Source organism: Streptomyces sp. SID12501, assembly GCF_010550245.1.
In the GTDB taxonomy this organism is placed as follows: domain Bacteria; phylum Actinomycetota; class Actinomycetes; order Streptomycetales; family Streptomycetaceae; genus Streptomyces.
On the sequence record NZ_JAAGLU010000327.1, the window covers coordinates 1 to 565 of the forward strand.

At 65.0% G+C, this 565-nt stretch carries 1 protein-coding gene; it reads right to left on the reverse strand.

Annotated features, from left to right (window positions below):
* Window positions 1-384, reverse strand: a 384-nt coding sequence (locus G3I71_RS46030) for a hypothetical protein (protein ID WP_164324890.1), incomplete at its 3' end; no start/stop codon positions are given.
* Window positions 385-565: the final 181 nt, after the last annotated feature.

Below are 565 nucleotides of genomic sequence, written 5' to 3' on the forward strand. Positions count from 1 at the left end.
CACATCGATACACGTGTTGCCCGGCGCGTATACGTAGACCGGCCCGGCGTACTTGGTGTAGTTGACGCCCGCCCCATCGGTCTGAGTCCATCCGGCCGCACCCGAGAGTCCGATGGCAACCTCGATGTGGTTGAACCCGCTCGCCCGCGAGTCGTCTCCGCGAACGATGGCGCAGTTCTTGCCGGTGGCACTGCTGTAGTAGGTGTCGATCCAGCCCACCCTCGTGTTGTCGGTACCCCTGACGGGGTACTGCTTCAGCGATCCGTACGAGCTGCCGCAGACGTTGACCTGCGGGTAAGCGGAGGCTTCCCCAGCAGTCCCGATCACGCTGCCGGCGAGCGCCACCGAGACGCCCAGGAACGACGCAACTCTCCTGTACCTCATTGCAGTTGGATCCCTTCGTCGCGGGGCCTACCGCGGGCATATATACGCCTGGCGGCTTCGAAGGCACATAGAGGTCGCCTCGGTTCGCCACGACATGTCCGAAAGGCCCCGTGTCCCGGTCCGGTTCCCGCCCTTGTCCCGTTCAGGCTCTTTGACGAGCCCTCGGCGGCCCTCTGCCTGG